A 7,946-nucleotide genomic window follows, 5' to 3' on the forward strand; every position below is an offset into this window, starting at 1 on the left:
TGCGGCGCCGGTGATTGGTTCGGTGGAAGACGATGTGGCCCCGCATACCGGTGCGCTGCAGAAAGGCGATGTCACCAACGACAGCACCCCGACCCTGAAAGGGACGGCGTTGCCGGGCGGCACCGTGACGGTGTACGACAACGGCACGGCGATCGGCAGCACGACTGCTGATACCAACGGCGCATGGAGCTTTACCCCAAGCACCCCACTGGGTGAGGGTAATCACAACCTGACGGCCTCGGTGATGGACAGCATCGGCCAGGTCAGTCCGACTACCGGTGACTTCGGTATCGTGGTTGACACCTTGCCACCGGCAGCGGTAACGGATCTGGTGGTGACGGATGATGCGGGCAACGTGCAGGGCCCACTGACGGCGGGTGGCACGACCGACGACAGCACGCCAAGCTTCAGCGGCAAGGCGGAAGCGGGCAGCGTGGTCACCGTGCTGGACAACGGCAAGGCGATCGGCAGCACCACGGTGGATGGCGATGGTAACTGGCGCTTTACGCCAAGCACCCCGCTGACCAACGGTGAGCATGACTTTACCACCACGGTCACCGACACGGCGGGTAACACCAGTGCCGAAGGGGAACATCTGGCGGTCACGGTAGATGTGGTGCCGGGTCAGGTGCAACTGGGCAGCCTGACGGATGACGTAGGCAGCGTGCAGGGCAACATCGTGCAGAACGGCGTGACGGACGATCTGCGTCCAACGCTGAACGGCACGGCGAAGGCTGGCAGCGTGGTGACGGTGAGCGACGGCAGCACGGTGCTGGGCAGCGTCACGGCGGACGGCAGCGGCAACTGGCGCTTTACGCCAGAGACCGACCTGGGCCAGGGCGCACACAGCCTGAGTGCTTCCGCCAAGGATCCGGCAGGCAACGTCAGCACCAGCAGCAACTGGGCGTTTACGGTAGAGTCGGTGGCTCCGAGCCAGAAAATGGTGATTTCAGGTATCAGTGATGATACCGGCTTGTCGGCATCTGACTTTATTACCTCGGATACCACACTGACGGTCTTTGGAACGCTGGATGCGCCATTAAGCGCAGGTCAAACAGCACAAATATCTGTGGATGGAGGGGTGAACTGGTCAAGTGTGAATGTCTCTGCGGGGGGTACCTGGAGCTATGTTGATGGGCGTGTACTGACTAATGGTAATCATACCTATATGGTCCGGGTATCCAGTTCATCAGGTCTGGTGGGTAGTGTCTATCAACAGATCGTTACGATTGATACTACACCTCCAAGTATCGGTAAACTCACGCTGGACTTGATGTCGATAAGTGATAACGGCGTCAGCTCGACAGATAATATTACGAGTACCAGTGTTGTGGCTGTCGAAGTGAAAGTGACTGGGCTGGGGACGAAAGAGCTCGCGGACATAGCTGCCGGGAAGATGTATTCGGTATTGTTCGACGATGTTAATAACGATGGTAAATATAGTGCAGGTGATACCTTATTTACTAAAGACATTATCCCTAGTGGTCCTGTAGGGAACTCGATAAGTTTCATCCAGGCATTACCGCAGTTTAAAAACGGTACTTACAATCTGAAAGTGGTGTTGTTGAGTGAAGCGGGTGTGCAAACCAATGCTGGCCTGCTTGACGATAATGCCAGTGCCCGTCTGGTGATAGATAACTCTACTCCGACGATAGGTAAGAGCGGCCAGCAGCAGGATGGACTGGGTTGGGAAATAACGAGTGCTGGTGACTTTAACGGTGATGGTATTGAAGACTTTATTGTTTCAGCACCACATACTCAATCGAATGGTCTTGCAGGAGCAGGTAACTCTAATGTCTATCTGGTTTATGGATCGGTGCTGGGCATTCCGACGCTGAACGACATAGATAAGATGAACGCTAGCCAGGGCATTCGTTTTGATAACGTTGGCGTAACTGGGGCTATCGGTAAATCAGGCTTGAATATCATGAGCTTGGGGGATTTCAACGGCGATGGTTATGATGACTTGGTTGTTGCCTCACACCACCAGGACGGCGCTTATGTGATTTTTGGTCGCGAGACGGGGACAAGCACCATCTCACTGAACAGTATGGCAACGACTGCAACTAAGGATGGTTTCTACCTGCATGGTAACTATTCGTGGTTTGCTGACGGTAGCACCGGTGGTGACTTCAATGGCGATGGTTATGGTGATTTGATCATTTCCGACTCAGGCCAGAACATGGTGTATACCCTCTATGGCAAGCAGGGGGCAGCAGGTACCTGGAACAACCTGGAGCAGATGAGTGATGGGACACTGTGGGAGTTTGGCAATGGTGCTTATATTGGTCAATTGGCCAGCAACAAATACAGTACCTTCTACTCCAATAGTGCAAACAGCTTTGGCGACCACGTCCGCTTGGTTGGTGATGTCAATGGTGACGGTCTCGATGACTTCGTCATTACGCACCCTGATACGAATCTAGCCGGTGGAGCGAACAGTTATGCTTACCTGGTTTGGGGAACCACTGCTGGGTATGGTGCTGCTAAGACCTATACACAAACCACGGATTTCTGGACGCAGTATCAGAAGTATGGCATCCGGATTGGTGGCACTGAATACGGTGAAAACCTCGGTGATATCGTGCGTGACCTATCTACCGATGCTCACGGTTATAGTTATTTTGGGTCAGGTAATAGTGTTTCTACTCTGGGTGATATCAACGGTGATGGTGTTGATGACTTTATCATCGGTTCACCTTTGTGGGGAGACGAGGCTTATGATGGCCTGGCACCAGGACGTGCTTATGTCATTTATGGTAAGACCGGAGGGTGGAGTGACTTCAACCTCAGCAACCTGAATGGTAGCAACGGTTTTGTTCTGCAGGCATCAGGCACCGGAACCAATGCCCTATTAGGTACGGGGGCCAGAGGTACAGGTGATTACAACGGGGACGGCTACGATGATTTCCTGATCACGGCCCCGAATGCTGATATCAACGGCAAGACGGACAACGGTGCTGTTTACTTGGTCTACGGGCGTGCCGGTGGTGGTTTTGCGGCTAATACGGATCTCGATGCATTGGTTTCCGCTGGTCAGGCCGAGAAGTGGGTGGGTAAAGTCACCCAGGATTATATGGGCACCAACGTTGGTATGGGTGACTGGGATGGTGATGGTTTGCAGGATATCGCTATACCGTCATGGGGGGATGATTCCTTGGCTTTTAACGCCGGCGGATATGAGATCTTCTATGGCAGTAAAGAGAATCTGACGCATATGAGCACCATAGATAATGACACACATGTTTTGCGTACCAATGTGGTGGATCGTGTTGCAGCATCGCACGGTAATGACCAGATCAGCAATGTAGGCACGGGGGATGTGGTATACGGTGGCGCTGGCAATGATGTCATTTCTATCGTAAGCACTGATTTTGTCCGGGTCGATGGCGGATTGGGTACGGATACCCTCAAACTCGATGGTCAAAGCTTGTACCTTAACCTGGCTACCATGGGGGCTAAAGTCCAAGGGTTTGAACACTTCGACATGGGTAACGGTAATAATACCCTCGCGTTACGTTTCAGTGACTTGATCGCAACGGGAGAACGAGACCTGATGTTGAATGACAGCAAGATGCAATTGCAAATTACCGGGGACAATGGCCAAGTTGAATTGAACTCTGGCAATGAGGCTTCACAAAGGTGGCTTCATCAAGGTCAGACCTCACAGGGCGGTATTACTTACAACGTCTACAGTAATATGGGCCAAACCGGTGAGCTGTTCGTTGAGAATACCATTCATGTGATTCTGTAATAATAGTCATGCAATAACCCTACAGTGCCCGTGAATCGGGCACTGTATTCAGGGTTTCATGTCAGTTAATGATCTGTAGAGGCTGTTATAGAAAAACAGATTATTCTGCCTGATCTCGCTGAGGTTTGAATTTTATACCGCTAATCCAGTGGGCTTCTAGGTTGGTGTTAATTAAGTAAACCCCTAGAGTCTTATTTAAGGTGAGGGTTGTGGTGTATGAAGATCTCCTGCCATTTGTTGATGTTAGGGGGTATGGAATGGAATTTTTAGCGATATCACCTCAATGGGTGAATGTTACGATTTGGGAGCGATTTAATAATGGAATTTGTTCATAACAGGGTTAAGTCAGTAAATATTTCATTGATTGCCTTGGCGTTCGGGTTGTTTTCTTTTACCGCCATGGCGCAACAGGAATACGTAAGTTCAGTGACAGATAGGTTACTTGTCTCTGGTTCATCTACTAACAGTGTTCGTGACTCCTCTGGCAACTATAGGCCGGTTGCGAATGTAGCTCCAGAGCTGGCACAAGTGGTGTTTTACTATCCGCAAGGTGAACTGCCTGCAACTGTGTATGTGGATCGTGAATTGCAATCAGCGTTACTGCCAGGTGAGTTCAGCGTGTTCTGTGTCGCACCAGGCACACATACGATTGAATCTTACATCAACGATCAGCCTAGGTATCAAGGTAAACAAAGTCCGACTCATCAGTTGGGTATGCAAGCTGGTGTGACTTACTTCCTGCTGGCTAACCCTGGCTTGCAAGGGACTAAGCCGGTATTGGTAGAGCGTGCGGTGGCAGAAAGTGAGCTGGCATCAATGCGTGCGCACACTCGCATCATCAATCGTGCTTCACAGGTGAAGCCGTGCGAATACGTTAATGGCAGCGGTGTCACGTTGATCCAAGAAAGCGTCTTGTTCCAGTTTGGCAAAAGCGATGCCAGGGCAATTTTACCTGAGTCTCAAGCCAAACTGCGGAATGTGATTGATTTTATCAAGCAGGGACACAGTGCTACAGAGATTCAACTGCACGGCTACACGGATGCGATTGGTCAGAGAGAGTCTAATCAGCGTCTCTCTGATGCCAGAGCCCAGACCGTACGTAACGAATTGATTCGAGGCGGGGTTGACTCTTCCATTATCGGAGTGACTGAAGGAATGGGCGTCGCACAAAGTGCTGAAGGATGTGTGGCCGGCCAGACAGCCGGTTGCAATATCAATAGCCGACGCGTCGATATCGTCGTCAGATAACGAAACTCGAAACACGGCATAAGGTGTATACCCGCCATATTTCATGTTGTATGTTCATTGGCTTTGTTATTCAACCTATCGGTGGGCCTCGTTCTTACGGGGCCACTGCAAGCAGCGTTCAAATCTGTTTTCGGCAGATTTGAACGCTCACCCACTAGCCAGTGACTTATATAAATTTTTGAGGGCTGCATTGCCGTCTTCCTGCAACTCGAATTATTTAGAGTATAGTTGGAAATGGGCTAAAAAGGTGGCTCATTTTTATTTCTATGGATTTTTAGTCACACTATCTTAAAGATATCTACTGTCTTTAGGTTAATTTTTTGGAATGTATGAGTTTAAATTTATGAGTGCTCTATTTAATTTTCAGTATAGTCAGGTTGCGTGGTGCTTGCCTGTTATTAACATGTCTTTTTCTGTGGGTGGGCTGTTATTTTTTAGCGGAATTTTATGCTCTTGTTTGCGTTTTTTTATAGAAAATTTAAGTGGAATTTTTATGCTCTCTATGAAATTAGAGAATGGCTATGAGTGAGAAAGTAATTACCCGGCCGGTGTTGGAATCTACCGATTTTGACAGTGTGGCAGATAATAGCAAAGATTCCTTGCTGTGGGCCGTTGAATGGTTATGTCGATACCATAATAAAGTTGCCAGCACAGCGGTCTTATATGCGGGATTACCACGTGGCGAAAAGCTGACACCGGAACTGGCGTTGCGGATGCTGGATCAGGTCGGCCTCTCTGGGGGATGGATAAAACGAGATCTGTCCCAGGTTTCCACCTATCTCTTCCCTTTGGTGTTGGCTTGCAACGATGGCAGCTATTGCGTGATTACCTCACGCACGGGTAAACGTGGCGATCTGAAGTATCAGGTCGTGGTGCCAGAAAGTGGCGGCGCGCTCCAGATGTCAGAAGACGAACTGGTGGCCAATTACAGCGGTTACGCCATGTTGGCAAACCCAAAGCCCAGGCTTGATAAGCGCACAGATAACGAAATTCTGCCGGAAAAAAACCGCGAAGGGCACTGGCTGTTCTCCACATTGTGGCGTTATCGTCACTACTTTTATAGCGCCGCGCTGGCTGCTTTACTGGCGAACGTCCTGACACTGGCCAGCACGTTTTTTACCATGAACGTCTACGATCGTGTAATCCCGACCCAGGCTTACGTCACCTTATGGTCGCTGGCGATCGGTGTATTGATTGCTATCGTATTTGAATTCACCTCGCGGCAAGTGCGTACTTACCTGATTGATGTTGCCGGTAAAAAAGCCGACTTGATTCTGGGGGCCAAATTGTTCCGCCAGGTTATGGCAATGCGCATGGAGAGCAAGCCGCAGTCAACAGGTTCTTTTGCTAACCAATTGCGCGACTTTGAAGCTGTTCGTGATTTTGTAACATCAGCGACCTTATCGACGCTGTCAGACCTGCCTTTCTGTATTTTGTTTATGCTGATCATCTATCTGATCGGCGGACAGCTGGCCATCGTTCCGTTGATCGCCATCCCGATTATTCTGCTGGTCAGCGTGTGTATCCAATGGCCGCTGAGCCGTTATATGGGGGAAAATATTCGTGAGATCTCCCAGAAGCAGGGATTGTTGATTGAGACCATCGAAGGGCTTGAGGCGTTGAAAGCGGCTCGAGGCGAAGGCGTGATGCAAAAGCGTTGGGATGATTTCAGCGCCCTGGCGGCGGCTTCCTCCATGAAGACCCGATATCTCTCTTCTCTGACGTCTAACTTTGTCAGCTTTATGCAGCAGATCACCACCGTGGTCATTGTGGTCTTCGGTGTTTATCTGATCCACGCGGGCGAGTTGACCATGGGGGCAATGATTGGGGTGGTCATTTTATCGGGTCGTTCGCTGGGGCCACTGGCTTCAGTAGTTGGGCTGGCCTTACGCTATCAGCATGCCAAAGCGGCGTTGAAGTCGTTGAATCAGTTGATGGACCTACCGACTGAGCGTGATGCTGACGTTAACTATTTGCCGACGCCCAGTTTCGCTGGGAATTTGCAACTGAGAAAAGTGGGCTTTGCTTATCCGGTACCGGGCGTCATGGTTCCCCCTGCCATTTTGGAGAACGTTAACATCAACATCCAGGCCGGTGAGCGAGTTGCCATTATTGGCAGTATTGGCAGTGGGAAATCGACGTTGTTACGGGTAATGGGGCGCTTAATGCAGCCCCTAAGCGGCCAACTCACCATCGATGGTGTTGATGCGACTCAGGTCGACCCGGCGGATTGGCGAACTGCGGTGGGGTATGTAGGCCAAGACTGCCGACTGTTCCACGGTACCCTGCGCTTTAATGTCACTATTGGCGATCCGGGAGTCAGTACCGAAGAGTTTCTGCGCGTTGCCAAGATGACCGGTTTGGATCGTATCGCGGCCAAACATCCCTTAGGTTACGACATGCCGGTAGGTGAAATGGGCAGTGCCTTGTCCGGTGGGCAGAAACAGTTGGTTGCTCTGGCGCGCTGCCTGCTACTGCGGCCTAAAATTCTGCTGATGGATGAACCCACCAGTTCCATGGATGCAATGACAGAAACGCTATTTATCCGTCAGTTGCAAAGCGCAATAGAAGGGCAGACGTTGGTAATTGTGACCCACCGGATGTCCGTATTGAATATTTTTGATCGGTTGATTGTACTGGATGATGGCCGTGTAGTGGCCGATGGCCCTAAAAATAAGGTCATCGCCATGTTGAATGCGAGCAGTCAGCAGAAAACCCAACAGAATGCGCAGAGTGAGACCGTGAACCCTGTACTCGTGAAGCCGAATAATGGTGTAGCAGGGCTCGCCGAAAGGAAAAGGGAAGCATAGAGATGAAGAAGGATGACCTCAACGTATCCCTATCACAGAATGGTATGGCTAAAAAAAATCAGGTCAGCACAGCTAAAAGTGCCAATAATGACCCAGTGAATGGGAAAGTTGAAAACGACGATTTAGAATTTATT

Annotated in this window: 3 protein-coding genes; all 3 read left to right on the top strand. The window is 50.4% G+C overall.

Translation table 11 applies throughout. The features are described from left to right. The coding region (locus tag AC2A1E_RS23545) for an Ig-like domain-containing protein (RefSeq protein ID WP_484385765.1) at positions 1–3,754 on the top strand (3,754 nt) is incomplete at its 5' end. 318 nt (positions 3,755–4,072) lie between these two features. Next, the gene (locus AC2A1E_RS23550; RefSeq protein WP_484385766.1) at positions 4,073–5,002 is read left to right on the top strand and encodes an OmpA family protein; all 930 of its coding nucleotides are present in this window, start codon (positions 4,073–4,075) and stop codon (positions 5,000–5,002) included. A gap of 521 nt (positions 5,003–5,523) precedes the next feature. Further along, positions 5,524–7,812, top strand: coding sequence for a type I secretion system permease/ATPase (locus tag AC2A1E_RS23555; protein WP_484385767.1), 2,289 nt, complete (start codon positions 5,524–5,526; stop codon positions 7,810–7,812). The last annotated feature ends 134 nt before the right edge of the window (positions 7,813–7,946 follow it).

The sequence above is a fragment of the Serratia sp. HNCC26DJ206 genome (genome assembly GCF_057180605.1).

What these genes read in the sequence shown, in the direction of transcription:
- AC2A1E_RS23555 (WP_484385767.1), top strand. Translation starts at nt 5,524, where the DNA reads ATGAGTGAGAAAGTAATTACCCGGCCGGTGTTGGAATCTACCGATTTT.
- AC2A1E_RS23550 (WP_484385766.1), top strand. Translation starts at nt 4,073, where the DNA reads ATGGAATTTGTTCATAACAGGGTTAAGTCAGTAAATATTTCATTGATT.